The organism is Prosthecobacter sp., from assembly GCF_044236155.1.
GTDB lineage: Bacteria > Verrucomicrobiota > Verrucomicrobiia > Verrucomicrobiales > Verrucomicrobiaceae > Prosthecobacter.
The window spans coordinates 52856-68635 of the sequence record NZ_JBIIHA010000028.1 but is presented as its reverse complement, the minus strand read 5'-3'; the positions used below and the strand labels follow the sequence as shown (position 1 = coordinate 68635).

The following is a 15780-nucleotide window of genomic DNA, read 5'->3' as shown; positions in this document are numbered from 1 at the left end:
CCCGTGCTCTCCAAGAGTGGCGTGAACGCAAGGCGTTCAGCCAGCGGGATGCGGCGGAGTTCCTCGGCATCAGCAAACGCACCCTGGAAAACTGGGAGCAGGAGCGAGCCACGCCGCGTGGCTATGCGGTGGTGGCGCTACTACAACTCATCGACTCGCCCGCCCAAATCCAACCCTCCACCCATCGTAAGACGCGATTAACGTTGCATCTCGTTGCGCAACGAAGTCGCGGGTGACTAAGGCTCGCGAGCCTCCACCCCGAATCGTGCATGCAACGCGGCACGCACCGCATCCACATCAAAGAGATGCATTCGGGGACTGGTGGCGAGGTAAGGAATAATTCGCTGCGCCACCCAGTTGTCGATGGTTCGTGAACTGACTCCCAAGAGGGCAGCCAAGGGCTTCTTTTTCAGCAGGGGTGATGGAGCATTGAGTGTTGGGTTCATACAGGGATTCGCATGTCAAAGCGTGGATGTGCAGGTTTTAGGCATGATGCCGAACCACTGGGCAGCAGCCTCCTTGGTCACCAGTTCTCGGTAATGCTTGAAGATAATTGTCGGAGAGTTTCCCGCCTCCAGCGCGACTTGGGCAGCGCTCTGCACCACGGCGATCCGATAACTGATGTAGGAGTGACGTAGGGCATTGTGCGGCCACTCCAACCCCAAGCTTTTGGCAAGTTTAGTGATTTTCACGAACACGACCTTCTCCGGCACTACCAACCCCTGTCGCTCCAAGGGAGACAACCACGCCGCGAGATTGTCGCTGATGGGCACGATGCGCCGCGATGCTGTCTTGGCCTGCCCGGCTCGCAATTCAATGATCCTGCGCCCCAAGTCCACCGCACTCCAATCTAGGCGGGCAATTTCCGCTGCGCGCAGCCCCGCAAAAGCACCAATAGCAAGCACCGGAATGAGTGCAGCCGGAGCCGCTCTCATCAACAACTCAAACTCCTCAGGCTTAAAGATGCCAACATCAGTGTCCCCCTGCTTGCGATGCTTGAGTTCCTCGGCTGCCGTCGGCTCACGCTTCGGCAAGTAGCCGCTTTGCCGAGCGTAACCAAACAGCAGTTTAACCCGTTTGAGCCGGTTGTTGCGCGTCACGGCTGAGTAATCTCCCGAACGCAACCAAGCAGCAATTTGCTGAGTGGTCACTCTGGCGATTTCACCCGGCAAAGCCTGACCAAATTGTTTGAGGATACTCTGCAGTGATTTCAGGTAATGCGTGCTCATGCGGTCCTGCTTTTTAGCAGCAAGAAATTCCTCGATCACCCTTGATATCAACACCCCTGTTGTGAATCCTTTGGACCTGCGGACGTGCTCATCGACCGAAGTAATCAAGGATGTTTCACCCAGCTTGCGACGGCACTGCACATACTCCTCCACTGCGGTAACCAGAGGCAGCCCAAAGGGTTCAAGCATGGCGCACACAACTCGGAACGCCTCGCGGTCTTGCGGGCGGAGATCATTGTCCGAACTCATGCCCCGCTGGATGTTGAGAGCCAGTAGTCGCGCCTCCTCCTTGGCTGCATTTAGGCTTCCAAAAGTCCGTCGCATCCTTCTGCCGTCCCGATAGAAAGCCACCGTAAAGCGTTGGGATCCGCGAACATTGCCCCTATAGATGGGCACTGCTGCCGAGCCCTGTTTGACCACAGCGAAAGGTTTGCCTCTGCAGTGAGAGGGGAGAGCCGGATTTGTCGTGCTTTTGTCATGCATAACACCTGCCGTAGTGTCAATTGCGGAAGGTGTTTGTGCTCCAGAAGCCTGTAAAATGGGCGTTCCAGCCCCATTTAGAGCTTTGATTGCTGTCGTTTGTTCGTAGTCCTGTGCGGACCACTTTGCTGACGCATCAAAGACAGACGTGGAGTCGCGAGTGCGTTGACCCAGCCTCATGAACCGCCGCTCCTTTTTCAAGCACACTGCCGCTTATGTTTCCGCGCCTGCCATTTTGAGCGCGAGGTCGCCGAACTCGATGTTTCAGGTGGCGTCGATTGGGGTTGGCGGGATGGGCGGGAACACGATGATGAGTGTGCTGCAGCATCCGAAGGTCCGGATCGTGGGGATGTGTGATGTGGATGCGAAGACGCTGGCGCTGGCGACGAAGGGCATGTCATCGCGGCGAAAAGAGCTTCAAGATCCGGCGGCGAAGGAGCGGCTCGAGGGCACGGCGACGTTTCGCGATTATCGCGAGATGATCGCGAAGCTGGGTGGTTCGGTGGATGCGGTCACGATCGGCACGCCAGATCACATGCATGCGGCACAGGCGGTGACGGCGTTGCGGGCGAAGAAGCATGTGTACCTGCAAAAGCCGCTCACGCATCATTTGCACGAGGCGCGGATTTTGAGCGCGGAGGCGGCGAAGGCGGGTGTGACGACGCAGATGGGCACACAGGGGCATTCGAGCATCGAAACCTCACTGGCGGTCGATTTGATCAAGAGCGAGGCCATCGGGAAGGTGAAGGAGGTGATCTGCTGGGAGAATAAGAAGGCGAGCTGGTGGCCGAAGGTCACGCAGCGCAAGGCGGAGGCCGATCCGGTGCCGGCGAATGTGGATTGGAACCTGTGGCTCGGCGTGGCGAACGAGGTGCCCTTCCTCGAAGGGGCGTATCATCCGTCGATGTGGCGCTCGTGGGCGGATTTTGGTGTCGGCATGATGGGGGACATGGGCTGTCACTACTTTGACGTGGTGTTTGCCTGCCTCGGACTCGCCGCACCGAAGCGCGTGCGTTGCCTCGACGAGGGCAGCAAGGGCGATTTGTATGCGATGAAGCGCCATCTGGAGCTCGAATTTCCCGGCACGCCGCTCACGGCGGGCGACACGATCAAGATGACCTGGACCGACGGCGGCTACGACTATGACAAGCGTGTCATCAAGCCCAGCGTGCTCACCAAAGACACGCCGAGCGGCATTTTCTTCATTGGCGAGAGCGGCGGCATCTTTAAACCGCACAGCCAGCGCCCGTGGCTGGTGCCAGAGGCGAATTTCACGGGCTTCACCTACCCGAAGACACGCATCGCGAATCATTACACCGACTGGGTGGACGCGTGCATGAAGGGCGAAAAAGCCACCACCGATCTGCCGAGCTATGGCTGCCCGGTGACGGAGGCCGTTTTGCTCGGCGTGCTCTCCGAGCGAAATCCGGGCGACTGGATCGAATGGGATGCCGCGGCGGGGAAAATCGCCAACAAACCCGAACTCAATGCCCAGCTCACGCGGAAGTATCGCGACGGGTGGAGGGTCGAGGGGCTGGGGTGAGGGTTTATTAACATCCCCGTATCAAGAGCAATTCTCAGCGCAAGTTGTGCATTGCCGGGGTTGCGCGCCGCGACAGTCGCCGTAGCATGCGGTCGTCTCATGAGCGCGCACGAGCACAAACCAGACTCACGTCTGAAGCAGGCGGAGAAAATCGCCACCCACCCGGAGCAGTACAAAGTCTGTGAAGGCTGCGGTTCCATCGTGGTGACGCGTGCCATCACCTGCCCGAGCTGCCATGCCTACATGTTCGACAACACCCCCGTGCGCGTGATCGCGCAGGCGAAAGAACTGGCGCTGCGTGCCGCGAATTCCGTACTCGCTTCGGACTTGTCGTAGATTCGACTGGGAATCCTGTTTCGGTTGCAGTCGAAGCCACGATCAACGTTGCGGCATCTCACTGCCTGTTTCTCCCCGCAGCAGTTTTCCAAGCATTCCAGTGAGCCAGAGGTAATGATCATCGGGCAGATCTGGTTCTGCAAGAAACAGGCTCGCGCCGACAGGCGGTTGGTTTTCGTTTTTGAAAATGGCCGTGCCTTCATCCAGTTCGTCAAACATCGCGACATAGAGCATCTGCGAGCCAGCTTGCTTGGCGGCGAGCGCCTGTGACCAGAGGAATTCGCCCCCACGCCGCGGAATCGCGTCGAATTTCGCCTCCTGTCCGCGTGACTTGGAGAGATTGGTCCAGCTAAAGCCGGGAAAGATCACGGGCAGGTAGTCGATCTTGTGCTCTGCACACCATGCCACGTCGGGCTTCAATGTTTTTTCGATTCGGTTGGCCGCATCCTGTGGTGTGCCGAGCCTGCCCACGGCCCATGGACTGACGATGTCGGCACGGGCGATGAGCTCGTGGAGCTTTGGATCTTTGATGCAGTCATGATCAAGCGTGCGCCAGTAGTAGGGCACGCCGAGCATGATGGCACAGCCGTCATTGTGCAAAAAATTGATCAGACGTGACCATTCATCGAGCATCGGTGCACGGTCGTTGAAGCCGAGGCCCCAAAGGGCGACGAGAGGCTTGCCGTGATGCTTAAAGTAGGCCGAGCCATCGCGGTCGAGACGCTTCTCCGTGATGAGGCGTTTCCAATCGTCGATCACGAGCTGGATGCCGTCTTCTTTGATACCGCTGAGGTCATACATGAGCGTCCAGCCGCGCCCGTTGGCTTTGGCAGCGGACTGGCAGTGGGCCAGCACCTGGTCCATCGGTTCACGGAAACGCCTGTCCCGCGTGGTAGTCGCGAAACGCTGCACGAAGGCACCGTCGATGCCGTAGTCGCGCATCCATTTGAAATGAAGCTGCACAACGGACTCGCGCACGGAGCTGAACACCTCGGCGATGCGACCGTCGGCATGCTTGAAGGGCGTGGCAAAACGGTCCTGCGGCGACAGTTCGCTCACATCCGGCCACATCTCGATGTGCGCGTGCCCAGGCTCGAATTTTCCACCTACCGCGTAGTGATGCCAGCCGTTGTTGCTGCCGTCGCCCTCGCAGCGGAACCAGCCCTGATAGCCACAGACGACTTTGCCGATGAGCGTGCTGGTATCGACGGACTGGGCTTGAACGACACAGGTGAAGATGACGAGCAGTTTGAGGAAGCGGATCATGCGGTGATGTTTTCGTTGACGGATGCGACGCGTCAAGATGTGATGCTACCCGCATGAAACGACGCGCTTTTGTGGGTTCGCTGGCCGGATGGCCGGTCTTTGCGACCACGCCAGAGAAATCCGAGGCGGCGACGATTCGTGGCATCGCGGAGGGATTTCTGCGTGAGCATGGCATCCAGGGCATGAGCATCGCCTATGGCCGGGATGGGATGATCGAATTCGAGCAGGGCTATGGCTTCGCGGATGCAGAGCGCAAGGAAGCAGTCACGCCGGAGCACCGCTTTCGCATCGCCAGCATCTCCAAGCCGATCACAGCCACGGCGGTCATGATGTATGTCGAGAAAGGGCTGCTCAAACTCGACAGCAAGGTTTTCGGCCCGCGGGGCATCCTTGGCGGCGATCACAGCGGGGATGTGGCCGCCATCACGATTGATAACCTGCTCACGCACACCAGCGGCGGCTGGGCGAACGACAAGCAGGACCCCATGTTCAAAAGTCCGGCGATGAAACACGATGAACTCATCGCCTGGACGCTGGCGAATCAGAAACAGACACACAAGCCGGGCGAGCACTTCGCGTATTCGAACTTCGGCTACTGCGTGCTCGGTCGCGTCCTCGAAAAAGTGACCGGCAAGCCGTATGCGGAGCACATCCGCGATGCGATTTTCTCGAAATGCGGCATCACGAGCATGCGCATCGCCGGAAACACGCTCGGTGACCGCCAACCGCCGGAGGCCGAGTATCTCACCGAGAAGCCCGGCACGGCCTACAGGATGAATGTTAGACGCATGGACTCCCACGGCGGATGGATGGCTACGGCGGGCGATCTGGTGCGATTTGCCTCACAACTGCCACTTCTGCTGAATGAGGAATCGATTCGTGCCATGACCACGCACGGGGTGAGCGCGAGCTATGCCCGCGGCTGGAACGTGAACCAGGTGCCGAGCAGGTGGCACGGCGGCTCGCTTCCCGGCACGACGACGATCTTGGTCCACACCGCCAAAGGCATTTGCTGGGCAGGATTGATGAATGGCCGCAAAGAGGGCACCGGGCTGGCACTGGACAAGCTCATGTGGCAGATGGGCCGTGAGGTGATGGCATTGGGGTTGTGAATGTGATTTTTTCGATTTCCAAATCGTATTCTGCGTCCACTTCTCATTCCCAACCATGACTCCCCAGCAAAAAGCAGAATCTCTCGGCATCACCTTCGCGAAGCAGACTCCCGGCTACCTCAACCTCTGCATCCGCAGCGGCAACCAGTTGATCACCTCCGGCCACGTCAGTGACATGAAAGGCAAGCTGGGCGCCGGTGTCGCGACCGAAGACGGCTACAAGGCGGCAAGGAACTGCGCGGAGAAGATCCTGAACTCGGTTTGGAACACCCACGGCACGCTCGACGGTCTGAAAGTCATCAAGGTGCTCGGCTGCGTGAATTCGACACTCGAATACAGCGACCAGCACCTCGTCATCAACGGTTGCAGCGATCTGTTGCATGAGATCTTCGGCAAGGACGGCGACGGCTATCACGCCCGCAGTGCGTTGGGCTTTGCGCAGCTTCCCACCGGGGCTGCAGTCGAGGTCGAGGCCATCTTTGAGATCAAGGCCTGACGGAATGACAAATGAATGACCAAGCCCGAATGTTTTGACCCACTCGGCATTCGGGCTTCATTCGGATTTCGTCATTTCACCGCTTCGCCGCCCCTTGCGCCCTCTCCCGCGGAAAGCTACTCTGGCGGCCCCCAATGCCCCGCGTCCACATCAAAACCTATGGCTGCCAGATGAACGAGCGCGACACCGAGCAGGTGTCGCAGATGTTCACCGAGCGCGGCTATACCATGACGTCCACCGACACGGACGCCGATGTCGTTTTGATCAACACCTGCTCCGTGCGCGACCAGGCGGAGCAGAAGGCGCTCGGGAAGATGGGCATGGTGCGTCGCCGGCGCATCCCGCTCGTCACCGGCTTCATGGGCTGCATGGCGCAGAGCCGGGGCAGCGAGCTCGTGGACAAGGCCAGTGTCGATCTCGTCGTCGGCACGCAGAAGTATCATCGGGTCGTCGATTACGTCGATGAGATCATCCGCAAGAAGGAGGCCACGCTCATGGACGACGAGCGCTTCTCCATCGTCGATGTCGAGGAAGAGGAAGCCTCGCAGAACACCATCCGCGATCACACTTTAAAAGAAAAGCAGGCCAGCGCCTTCGTGAGCATCATGCAGGGCTGCAACATGAAGTGCACCTTTTGCATCGTCCCTTACACACGCGGCGGCGAACGCGGACGGCCCATCGCCGACATCGTGGAGGAGGTGAAACGCCTCGCCGACCGCGGGGTGAAGGAAGTCACGCTGCTCGGCCAGATCGTGAATCTCTACGGCAGGCACGAATTCCCTGCCGTCGATGGCAAAAGCCCCTTCGTGCAGCTTTTGGAGGCTGTGCACGAGGTCCCCGGCATCCGGCGCATTCGTTTCACCAGCCCGCATCCCATCGGGTATAAGAAGGACCTCATCGAGGCCTTCACCTACCTGCCCAAGCTCGCCGAGCACGTCCACCTGCCGGTGCAAAGCGGCAGCGATGCCATCCTGAAGCGCATGCACCGGCCCTACACCGCCGCGAAGTTCACCGAACTCGTCCAGCGCATCCGCGCCGCGCGTCCCGACATCGCCGTGACCACCGATGTCATCGTCGGCTTCCCCGGCGAGACCGAGGAGAACTACCTGGAGACCCGCAAGCTCTTCGAAGACATCCGTTTCGACAACGCCTTCGTCTTCCGCTACTCCAAACGCCGCGGCACCCCCGCCGCGGAGATGGAAGACGCCCTCCAAGTGCCCGAGAAGGTCAAAGAGGAGCGCAACCAAGACCTCCTCGCCCTCGTCAACAGCATCGCCCTGCCGATGTATGACAAACTCGTCGGCAAAGAGGTCGAGATCCTCTGCGAAGGCCCCAGCAAGACCAACTCCGAACGCCTCACCGGTCGCACCGGCAGCAACCGCATCGTCGTCTTCGACGGCAACCCGGCACGGCACACCGGCGAGATCTTCAAGGTGCGCATCACTGAAGCCGGGCACTTCACGTTGTTTGGGGATGCGGTGCTGCAGGCATGAATGCGAAGGCGCAGATCGAGCTTCGCCCGCTCACCCGCGAGCATGCGGCGTCGTTTTGCAGCCTCGTCATTGCTTTGGCGGAGTTTGAGAAGTTGACGCCGCCGGATACGGCGGCGCAGAGGCGGTTGGTGGAGGATGCCTTGAGTGAAAGGCCGCGCATCGAGGTGTGGCTGGCGTTTGTGGACGAGGCGGCGACGCCGTGCGGCTACCTGATCCTGGTGGAGACGTATTCGAGCTTCCTCGCGCTGCCGACGCTCTACATCGAGGATGTGTTTGTGCTGCCCGAGCATCGCGGCGCGGGTGTGGGCGGCGCTTTGCTGAAAAAAGCGGTGAGCCTGGCCCATGAACGTGGCTGCGGCCGCATGGAGTGGACTGCGCTCGACTGGAACGTAAACGCCCAACGCGTGTATGAGCAGCGCCTCGGCGCGAAACGCATGAGCGAGTGGTTTCTCTACCGCATGACGCGAGAGGACATGAGCCGATACCTGACAGCCAAAGCCGGTTAAAGTGATATCGTCGGGGCGTCGATCAGTGAATAGACCTCCACAGGTTCGGGCTGCCCTTTGACCGGGTGGATGCCGGCGTTCTGGAAGATTTGCAGGCCTTCCGGCCAGCCTTGCAGGAATGGCGCGCCCGCGAGGACCGGCACCTGGAGCTTGCGGGTGAGGCTCTCGATGCGGAAGGTAACATTCACAGCCTCTCCCACGGCAGTATTGTTTCCACGACCCATGGCACCGAGGGCGACATCGCCGATGTTCAAACCGATGTGGCAGTGGACTTCCAAATTCATGTTGTCACGCAGCCATTTGCGCTTGGGGGATTCGCTGGAATCTGGATGGCTGAGAATTCTGGCGGCCTCGGTTGCCTTGGCTCGGGTGGAAGCATCATCACCGATCCAGTAGGCGAAAACGCCATCGCCGATGAACTTGTCGATGATGCCGTCACGCGTCTTGATGACCTGCTCGCACTGGGCATACCATTCTCGCAGCATGGCGGCCACTTCCTCGGCACTAAGCTGGGCGGAGAGCGAGGTGAAGTTTCGCAGGTCTCCGACCAACAGCGTGGCCTTCACGGTCTTCACGGGGAGGGCGATGGTGTGAAGCGACTGCGTGCTGACGTTGTTGGACTCACTCGGCGGACGTTCGTCCTCCTGACTGTCAAAAATGAACATGCTGGTGCCAAACTGAACACGGTCACCATGGCGCAAGGCGCGCGCGGTCGTCACGGCCACATCGTTGACGAAGCTGCCATTCGCACTGCCGAGATCGGACACCCAGAACAGGGCGCCGTCACGCCGGATCGTGGCATGCTGGCGTGACACGCCGCCGTCCAGCAGACGAATGGAAGCATCCGGGCTGCGACCAATCATGTTAAAGTCCTCGAGAGGTATTTCGAGATTCTTTTCCAACGATTTAAGTGTAGCTCCCATGCGGGTAGGTGATGAATATCTTTTTGAAGCAATTTACTCGCCACTAGTCAAGCGCGGGCAGGCACTAGCTACAAGGTTTTTCGCGGGTTCTTTCTTGGACAAAAAAGCACCGTTATGGAACTCAATCCGTTGCTACCGGCGGGTTTTCTTTCGTTCTGACGATATGTTTGCCATGACTATAGGTGTCTCCACTATGCGCCATGCCATCCAGCACTCTCCGCCAACTGATCTTGGGAACTGTTTTGTCAGTCTTATTGGCGGTCGGTCACGCGGAGGCCCATGTGGTGCCAAACATGGTCGTGGAGGCAGATTTTGCGGCGGATGGCGCCTACACCCTGCGCATCAACATGGATCCGCGGACCTTCCTGGCCGCCGATCCTACCACGCTGCCGCCGGTGCCGGGATCATGGTATCAGGAGCAGACGCCGGAGCAAATCGCCGCCACGCAGGAAAAGGCGCGTGACTATCTGTACAAAGCGCTGGGCTTGATCTTTGGCGGTCAGAAAACACCGCTGCCTGCCTGCGATTTCCAAGCCATCGACGGAGAGGACAACGCGCCCCTGAAACCTGAAACGCAGGAGGTGCACCTGTTGGCCACGGTCAAAGGCCAGGCTCCAGCAGGCGGAGGAGGCTTTCAGATCGAGTTTGGCCGCGAGGCCAACACCACGCTCATTTATTTGCCCGGCATCGTGGGAAACAAGGAGCGGCGGGCGCAGGTGCTCTTTCCCGGCGAGACGAGCCGGCTTTTCCAGCCGCAGTTCCCTACAGAAAAAGCCGCGGTGCCTTCACCAGCGCCTGCAACGGCTCCAAACCGCCTGCCGTTCTTCGTTTTCCTGGGCGTGGTCATCGCACTGCTTTTCCAAGGCTGGCGGCTGCTCAGGAAATACCGGCACCACCATCGCGGGCATCGAAAACCGAAGTCTGATGAGGATGTGAACAACTAGGCCTTGTTCAGCACGTCCAAACGGGGTTAATCCTGCTCCCGCCGCATGCCAGATTCCTTCGTCCATCTCCATCTGCACACCGATTACTCGCTGCTCGACGGTGCGGTGCGGATCGATGCGCTGATGAAGCGTGTGAAGGAGCTGGAGATGCCCGCCGTGGCCGTCACTGATCATGGCAACCTCTACGGGGCCATCGACTTCTACATGGCGGCGAAAAAGGCCAAGACGAAAGCCATCCTCGGCTGCGAGGCCTATCTCGCCCCAGGCTCGATGTTTGACAAAAACGAGGTGCCCGGCCGCAAACGCGCCTCTCACCTCACCTTGCTCGCCGCGAGCAACGAAGGCTTCGAAAATCTCTCCAAACTGATCACCAAGGGCCATCTTGACGGCCAGTGGTACAAGCCGCGGGTCGATAAAGACGCCCTGCGTGAGCATGCGAAGGGTCTCATCTGCCTCAGCGGCTGCATCAACGGCGAGATCAACGAGTTCCTGCTCTCCGACCGCAAGGACGAGGCGGAGAAGAGCCTGCGCGAGTTCCGCGACATCTTCGGCCCGGAGAACTTTTATCTTGAGATCCAGGACCACAACACGGAGGCGCAGCGCAAAAGCGCCCGCCAAATGATCGAGTGGGGCAAGCAATACAGTCTCAAAACCGTCGCCACCAACGACGTGCATTTCCTCAACCGCAGCGATCACGAGTCCCACGACATCATGATCTGCATCGGCACAGGGGCCAGCATCTATGACCAGAACCGCATGACCTACTCCCCGGAGGTCTATTTCAAGACCGCCGAAGAAATGCGGGCGCTCTTCGCGGAGGTGCCGGAGGCCTGCGACGCCACACTCGAGATCGCCGAGCGTTGCGACGTCAAAATCCACCTCGATTCCACCTCCATCGACCGCTACCCGCAGTATCCGATGCCCGATGGAGGCGATCGCAATGAGTACCTGCGCAAACTGACCCAGGAAGGCCTCGAACGCCGCTACGGCCGCGATCGCGCCCTCAATGACGAGGTGCTGCACAAGCGCATGGAGGTGGAACTTGCCCTGCTGAAGGAGAAAAACTTCACCAGCTACTTCCTCATCGTCTGGGACTTCATCAACTGGGCCCGCGAGCATGGCATCCCCGTCGGTCCGGGCCGTGGATCAGCCGCTGGTTCGCTCGTCGCCTTCTGCCTCGGCATCACGGACATCGACCCGCTCAGATTCGAGCTCGTGTTCGAGCGCTTCCTCAATCCCGAGCGTGTTTCGCCGCCGGATATCGACATCGACTTCTGCCAGACACGCCGTCCGGAGGTCATCCAATACGTCCGCGAAAAATACGGCGACCTCAGCGTCTGCCACATCATCACCTTTGGCACCATGGGGGCCAAATCGGTCATCCGTGACGTCGGTCGCGTGCTTGGCTGGAGCTACGGCGATTCGGACGCGCTCGCGAAGATGATTCCGAACGAGCTGAACATCGATTTGGAAGAATCGGTGAAAAAGAACCCCGAGCTCGCGACCAAACTCGAAGCCGACACCAACGCGCAGGAGCTCTGGCGGCACGCCACCTTCCTTGAAGGACTCACCCGCGGCACGGGCGTGCATGCCGCCGGCGTCGTCATCGGTGACCGCAGGCTGGACAATTTCATCGCCCTCACACGGGACAAGGAGGACGCTATCCTCTCGCAATACGCGATGAAGCCGCTCACCGAGCTCGGCATGCTGAAGATGGACTTCCTCGGCCTCAAAACGCTCACGGTGATCCATGAGGCCGAGTATTGGATCAACAAACGCGTGCCCGGCTTCAAGGTGGCCGACGCGCCGCTCGAGGACACGAAGACCTTCGATCTTATCAAGCGCGGCGAAACAGTCGCTGTGTTCCAGATGGAATCCGGCGGCATGGTGAATACCTGCAAACAGCTCGGGCCGGACACCATCGAGGAAATCATCGCTATTCTCGCCCTGTATCGTCCGGGCCCGATGCAGTTCATTCCCGACTACATCAAACGCAAGAAGGGCGAGGAACAGGTCGAGTATCCCCACCCGCTGCTCGAAAAGGTGGCCAAGGAAACCTACGGCATCCTGGTCTATCAGGAACAGGTCATGCAGGCCGCAAACTTCCTCGCCGGCTTCTCGCTCGGACAAGCTGACTTGCTCCGCCGTGCCATGGGCAAGAAGGATGCCGCCGAGATGGCCCGCCAGCGCCTCATCTTCGTCGAAGGCTGCCTCAAGACGAACGACATCAAGGAGAAGACCGCGAACTCCATCTTCGATTTGCTCGAAAAGTTCGCGCAATACGGATTCAACAAGTCCCACTCCGCCGCCTATGGGATCGTCACCTATCGCACGGCCTATCTGAAGGCGAACTATCCCGTGGAGTTCATGGCGGCGGTGCTCAGCTACGAAATCAGCAATCCTGACAAGATCGCGAACTTCGTCAGCGAGTGCTTCGAGATGGGCATTCGGGTGCTGCCGCCCGACATCAACAAATCCTCGCTCAAATTCGCCCCCGAACGGTTTGAGACCGAGGACGAGACGCCAAACGCCATCCGCTACGGCCTCAGCGCCATCAAAAACGTCGGCGAAGGCGCCATGGAGGCCGCCATCGCAGAGCGTGAAAAGAACGGCCCCTTCACCAGTCTCGAAGACTTTGCCGCGCGGCTCGACAACCGTGCCGTGAACAAAAAGCTCATGGAGGCGCTCGTGAAATCGGGGGCCTTTGACTTCACCGGCGAGCTGCGAGCCGTCATGTTCGCCAAGCTCGAACAGGTGCTGGCCTCCGCCGCGTCGAGGCAAAAGGACAAAAAATCCGGTCAGGGCGGCCTCTTCGACGATTTCGACCTCGCGAAGCCCAAATCGAAGAAAAACGTGCCAGAAGCACCCTCCATCGTCTGGAGCACGGACGAGGTGCTTGCCTTCGAAAAGGAGCTTTTGGGCTTCTACGTCAGCGGCCATCCGCTCGACAGCTACCGCGGCCATTTCGACAGCGTGAAGCTCACCAAGATCGCTGCCATCGAGGAGATCGACACCAAGGAGAAAGCCTGCACCATCACCATCGCCGGTATTTTGAGCCAGCTTGAAGTCCGCTACTCGAAGAAAGACAACCGTCCCTTCGCCACCTTCAAGGTGGAAGATTTCACAGGCGTGCAGGAGATGATGTGCTGGAGCGACGACTACGAAAAGCTCAAGGACGTGCTCGCCAATGGCGCGGTGATGGCCTTCCGCGTGCGGGTCAGCAAGGATCAAAAGACGGACGGCAACCGCGTCACATGCAACGACGCCAAGCCACTCAAACCAAAAGCGGCGAAACCGCGCAACGCCTCCGATCCCGCAGTTGACGCACCCAAACCTCCTCCGCCGCCAAAACCCATCGTCCTGAAGCTCAACACGCGTCAGCACGATGAAACCGATCTTGAACGCATCCACGAAGTGCTCACGCAGTTCCCCGGCACGCTTCCCGTCTTTCTCGAAATCTCCCAAAACGGCCACAAGGCGCGGTTGGAGGTCGATGAAACGCTGCGCGTGACTCCCAGCGCCGATCTTCGTCGTGCGCTGACGGTTTGGTTGTAAATCACTCCACAGGCACCGCCACCTCCTCGCCGAGAAACCTCGGCCGCGTGCCCAGCACGTTCACATCAAGCACCGCCTTCACGCAGGCCAGCTTCTCACGCAGAAAGGTTTTGATGGAGAGAGCCACCGGCACGTCCGCCGCGTTGAAGCCCTGCGCCTCGATTCCGAACGCCTCGGCAAGGTAAACCGCCCGGTCATTGTGAAATCGCTGTGAAACGACGATGATCTTCGACTGCCCGAACACTTCCTTCGCCCGCACCACCGAGTCGAGCGTGCGGAATCCCGCGTAATCACACACGATCCGCGGTTCCGGCACGCCCATACTCACCAGGACTTGCTTCATTTCCGTCGGTTCATCATAAGCACGCGTGCCATTGTCACCGCTGACGATCAGCGCCCTCACTTTGCCCGCCTTGAACAACGCCGCCGCGGCTTCCATGCGGGGCAAAAAGAACAGGTTCGCCCTGCCATCCGCCAATCGCGGCGAGGTACCCAGCACCAAGGCCACAGGGGCTGCGGAGAGCGTTTTCACCTCATCGTAGCATCGGCCGGCCGCTGTTCTCGCGATCCACCACTCGCAGCCAAACACAAACACGACCAGCACCGTCGCCAAAACAGCGATACCCGGCCACCAACTCTTCAGGAGAGGTCTTTGCATGCCACGACTGCTGTGATCACTTCACAAAGTTCGCAAGCCGGCGTCGCGAACATTTTGCAATGTCCGCTCACCGCCCCAATGTGCGGACGCCCCACTGGTCCACAGCACTGATGCGCCCGAACCGTCAAGATCATCCCACCGCCCGTCAAAACCGCCATTCACGCGGCGACGCCTCGATTCAAACCTATGAAGAGGGTGATCTCGCCTCTCTGCTGGAGGGCAGGAAGGATCCGCTCGTGCTCATCCTCGACTGTGTGCAGGACCCGCACAATCTCGGCGCCTGCCTGCGCACCGCTGACGCCGCCGGCGTGGCGATGGTGGTCATGCCGAAGGACAAGTCAGCACCGATCAGCGAGACGGTCGTCCGCGTGGCCTGCGGAGGCGCGGAGAACATCCCGCTCGTGCGTGTCACCAATCTCGCACGGGCGATGGACAAGCTCAAAGAACTGGGTGTCTGGCTCGTCGGCACGGCCGATGAGGCCACGCAGAGCCTTTATGATCTCGATTTGAAAGGCGGCATCGGCATCGTGATGGGCGCCGAAGGCCCCGGCATGCGCCGCCTCACCAGCGAGCACTGCGATTTCCTCGTGAAGATCCCCATGGCTGGCAAAGTCGAGTGTCTGAATGTCAGCGTCGCGACCGGCGTGTGCCTGTTCGAGTGCGTTCGGCAGAGAACGGGCGCGAAGTAGCCGGTGGCATGCGTGAAATTCAGCAGTTGAGGGAGGGACGGCCCTCTGATCACTCGTCCTTGGCCTTTTTGTGCTGCACGGAAACCGAGCCAGCCTTTCCTTCGGGCCATTTCGCGCCTTCCACGATCCATTGGCGGATGGTGGCGACCTCGTCCTTCGGAATGCGGTGTCCGGTGGCCGGCATGGCCTTCTTGTCCTTCGGCGGCAGCGTGAGTGCGAGGTAGAGCATGCTCTTCTCCGGCGATCCAGGAACGATGGCCGGTCCCAGCTTGCGCTTGCGGAAGGCCAGGTCGCGGTTCTGCAGATTGAGCTCGCCAAGAAGCGTCTCCGAGTTGTGACACTCCACGCAGCGGTCGGCCAGGATGGGCTTGATCTGCTTCACGAAATCCACCGGCGCCTCGTCAGCTGCGTGAAGAAAGGAAGAGAGGGAAAGGCAGGCGGCGAGAACGGTGAAGTGTTTCATATTCATGAGTTGAGCATCCTTGATACGCTTCTGAACGTCAATCCTTCCTTTGGGACTCACTGCGCGCATCTTGTCGCCTTCGCGGTT

At 59.7% G+C, this 15780-nt stretch carries 16 protein-coding genes; 10 read left to right on the top strand and 6 right to left on the bottom strand.

Annotation, left to right across the window (positions count from 1 at the left end; translation table 11 throughout):
- Window positions 1-236 (top strand): helix-turn-helix domain-containing protein (locus ACILSE_RS19360; protein ID WP_395719081.1); only part of this gene is annotated, 236 nt, incomplete at its 5' end.
- Here ACILSE_RS19360 and ACILSE_RS19355 read toward each other — a convergent pair.
- Window positions 237-446, bottom strand: coding sequence for a hypothetical protein (locus ACILSE_RS19355; protein WP_395719080.1), 210 nt, complete (start codon window positions 444-446; stop codon window positions 237-239).
- Window positions 447-461: 15 nt separating this feature from the next.
- On the bottom strand, window positions 462-1418 hold the full coding sequence (locus ACILSE_RS19350; RefSeq protein ID WP_395719079.1) for a tyrosine-type recombinase/integrase: 957 nt from the start codon (window positions 1416-1418) through the stop codon (window positions 462-464).
- Window positions 1419-1887: 469 nt separating this feature from the next.
- On the opposite strand from ACILSE_RS19350, the gene ACILSE_RS19345 reads away from it, so the two are divergent.
- Together ACILSE_RS19345 and ACILSE_RS19340 are read left to right on the top strand one after the other, a co-directional pair.
- A complete protein-coding gene (locus tag ACILSE_RS19345) occupies window positions 1888-3252 on the top strand; it encodes a Gfo/Idh/MocA family protein (RefSeq protein WP_395719078.1) in 1365 nt (454 codons plus the stop codon).
- A gap of 99 nt (window positions 3253-3351) precedes the next feature.
- A complete protein-coding gene (locus ACILSE_RS19340; RefSeq protein WP_395719077.1) occupies window positions 3352-3588 on the top strand; it encodes a hypothetical protein in 237 nt (78 codons plus the stop codon).
- A gap of 42 nt (window positions 3589-3630) precedes the next feature.
- Here the strand turns inward: ACILSE_RS19340 and ACILSE_RS19335 are convergent, their stop codons facing one another.
- On the bottom strand, window positions 3631-4854 hold the full coding sequence (locus ACILSE_RS19335) for a glycoside hydrolase family 71/99-like protein (protein ID WP_395719076.1): 1224 nt from the start codon (window positions 4852-4854) through the stop codon (window positions 3631-3633).
- A 53-nt stretch (window positions 4855-4907) separates the two neighbouring features.
- Between ACILSE_RS19335 and ACILSE_RS19330 the strand changes: the two genes are divergently transcribed.
- From ACILSE_RS19330 to ACILSE_RS19315, 4 genes are all read left to right on the top strand, one after another.
- Complete coding sequence (locus tag ACILSE_RS19330) at window positions 4908-5966, top strand: serine hydrolase domain-containing protein (protein WP_395719075.1); 1059 nt, start codon at window positions 4908-4910, stop codon at window positions 5964-5966.
- A 55-nt stretch (window positions 5967-6021) separates the two neighbouring features.
- The gene (locus ACILSE_RS19325) at window positions 6022-6462 is read left to right on the top strand and encodes a RidA family protein (RefSeq protein WP_395719074.1); all 441 of its coding nucleotides are present in this window, start codon (window positions 6022-6024) and stop codon (window positions 6460-6462) included.
- A gap of 134 nt (window positions 6463-6596) precedes the next feature.
- Entirely contained in the window at window positions 6597-7955 is a 1359-nt protein-coding gene (gene miaB, locus ACILSE_RS19320) for a tRNA (N6-isopentenyl adenosine(37)-C2)-methylthiotransferase MiaB (RefSeq protein WP_395719073.1), read from the top strand.
- A complete protein-coding gene (locus ACILSE_RS19315; protein ID WP_395719072.1) occupies window positions 7952-8461 on the top strand; it encodes a GNAT family N-acetyltransferase in 510 nt (169 codons plus the stop codon). The genes miaB and ACILSE_RS19315 overlap by 4 nt, the downstream gene beginning before the upstream one ends.
- Here ACILSE_RS19315 and ACILSE_RS19310 read toward each other — a convergent pair.
- The gene (locus ACILSE_RS19310) at window positions 8458-9384 is read right to left on the bottom strand and encodes an FHA domain-containing protein (protein WP_395719071.1); all 927 of its coding nucleotides are present in this window, start codon (window positions 9382-9384) and stop codon (window positions 8458-8460) included. The two genes, ACILSE_RS19315 and ACILSE_RS19310, sit on opposite strands and share 4 nt — an antisense overlap.
- 200 nt (window positions 9385-9584) lie before the next feature.
- Here ACILSE_RS19310 and ACILSE_RS19305 point away from each other — a divergent pair, with 200 nt between their 5' ends.
- Together ACILSE_RS19305 and dnaE are read left to right on the top strand one after the other, a co-directional pair.
- Window positions 9585-10328, top strand: coding sequence for a hypothetical protein (locus tag ACILSE_RS19305; RefSeq protein WP_395719070.1), 744 nt, complete (start codon window positions 9585-9587; stop codon window positions 10326-10328).
- Window positions 10329-10373: 45 nt separating this feature from the next.
- The gene (gene dnaE, locus ACILSE_RS19300; RefSeq protein ID WP_395719069.1) at window positions 10374-13883 is read left to right on the top strand and encodes a DNA polymerase III subunit alpha; all 3510 of its coding nucleotides are present in this window, start codon (window positions 10374-10376) and stop codon (window positions 13881-13883) included.
- A gap of 1 nt (window position 13884) precedes the next feature.
- On the opposite strand, the gene ACILSE_RS19295 is transcribed toward dnaE, so the two are convergent.
- Complete coding sequence (locus ACILSE_RS19295; RefSeq protein ID WP_395719068.1) at window positions 13885-14541, bottom strand: vancomycin high temperature exclusion protein; 657 nt, start codon at window positions 14539-14541, stop codon at window positions 13885-13887.
- Window positions 14542-14651: 110 nt separating this feature from the next.
- Between ACILSE_RS19295 and rlmB the strand changes: the two genes are divergently transcribed.
- Complete coding sequence (gene rlmB / locus ACILSE_RS19290; protein ID WP_395719067.1) at window positions 14652-15230, top strand: 23S rRNA (guanosine(2251)-2'-O)-methyltransferase RlmB; 579 nt, start codon at window positions 14652-14654, stop codon at window positions 15228-15230.
- Window positions 15231-15279: 49 nt separating this feature from the next.
- Here the strand turns inward: rlmB and ACILSE_RS19285 are convergent, their stop codons facing one another.
- Window positions 15280-15699: a c-type cytochrome domain-containing protein gene (locus tag ACILSE_RS19285; RefSeq protein ID WP_395719066.1), complete on the bottom strand. Its 420-nt coding sequence runs from the start codon at window positions 15697-15699 to the stop codon at window positions 15280-15282.
- Window positions 15700-15780: the final 81 nt, after the last annotated feature.

Coding starts and splice junctions, on each gene's coding strand:
- ACILSE_RS19355 (WP_395719080.1), bottom strand. CDS start 446: ATGAACCCAACACTCAATGCTCCATCACCCCTGCTGAAAAAGAAGCCC.
- ACILSE_RS19350 (WP_395719079.1), bottom strand. CDS start 1,418: ATGCTTGAACCCTTTGGGCTGCCTCTGGTTACCGCAGTGGAGGAGTAT.
- ACILSE_RS19345 (WP_395719078.1), top strand. CDS start 1,888: ATGAACCGCCGCTCCTTTTTCAAGCACACTGCCGCTTATGTTTCCGCG.
- ACILSE_RS19340 (WP_395719077.1), top strand. CDS start 3,352: ATGAGCGCGCACGAGCACAAACCAGACTCACGTCTGAAGCAGGCGGAG.
- ACILSE_RS19335 (WP_395719076.1), bottom strand. CDS start 4,854: ATGATCCGCTTCCTCAAACTGCTCGTCATCTTCACCTGTGTCGTTCAA.
- ACILSE_RS19330 (WP_395719075.1), top strand. CDS start 4,908: ATGAAACGACGCGCTTTTGTGGGTTCGCTGGCCGGATGGCCGGTCTTT.
- ACILSE_RS19325 (WP_395719074.1), top strand. CDS start 6,022: ATGACTCCCCAGCAAAAAGCAGAATCTCTCGGCATCACCTTCGCGAAG.
- miaB (WP_395719073.1), top strand. CDS start 6,597: ATGCCCCGCGTCCACATCAAAACCTATGGCTGCCAGATGAACGAGCGC.
- ACILSE_RS19315 (WP_395719072.1), top strand. CDS start 7,952: ATGAATGCGAAGGCGCAGATCGAGCTTCGCCCGCTCACCCGCGAGCAT.
- ACILSE_RS19310 (WP_395719071.1), bottom strand. CDS start 9,384: ATGGGAGCTACACTTAAATCGTTGGAAAAGAATCTCGAAATACCTCTC.
- ACILSE_RS19305 (WP_395719070.1), top strand. CDS start 9,585: ATGCCATCCAGCACTCTCCGCCAACTGATCTTGGGAACTGTTTTGTCA.
- dnaE (WP_395719069.1), top strand. CDS start 10,374: ATGCCAGATTCCTTCGTCCATCTCCATCTGCACACCGATTACTCGCTG.
- ACILSE_RS19295 (WP_395719068.1), bottom strand. CDS start 14,541: ATGCAAAGACCTCTCCTGAAGAGTTGGTGGCCGGGTATCGCTGTTTTG.
- rlmB (WP_395719067.1), top strand. CDS start 14,652: ATGCGCCCGAACCGTCAAGATCATCCCACCGCCCGTCAAAACCGCCAT.
- ACILSE_RS19285 (WP_395719066.1), bottom strand. CDS start 15,699: ATGAATATGAAACACTTCACCGTTCTCGCCGCCTGCCTTTCCCTCTCT.